Below are 250 nucleotides of genomic sequence, written 5' to 3' on the forward strand. Positions count from 1 at the left end.
AAGGGGGGGGGGGGGAAGAGGGAGGGGAAGAGGAGAGGGAGGGGGGAGGGGGAGGGGGAGGAAGGGGGGAAAAAGGGGAGAAGAAGGAAAAAAGGGGGGGAAAAAAGAAGAGAAGGGGGAAAAAGAAGGGGGGAGGGAAGAGAGGGAAGGAAGGGGGAGGAGGGGAAGGGAAAGGGGGGAGGGGAAAGAAGAAAGAGGAGAAGGGGGAAGGGGGAGAAAAAAGGGAAAAAGAAGAAAAGAGAAAAGAAAT

Annotated in this window: 1 protein-coding gene; it reads left to right on the top strand. The window is 56.4% G+C overall.

What is annotated here, in order from left to right; genetic code table 11:
* On the top strand, window positions 1–250 hold a 250-nt coding region (locus tag AB1471_RS19080), incomplete at both ends, for a hypothetical protein (protein WP_367781024.1).

Origin of the sequence: Jeotgalibacillus marinus (genome assembly GCF_040801915.1) — a bacterium.
In the GTDB taxonomy this organism is placed as follows: domain Bacteria; phylum Bacillota; class Bacilli; order Bacillales; family Jeotgalibacillaceae; genus Jeotgalibacillus; species Jeotgalibacillus marinus.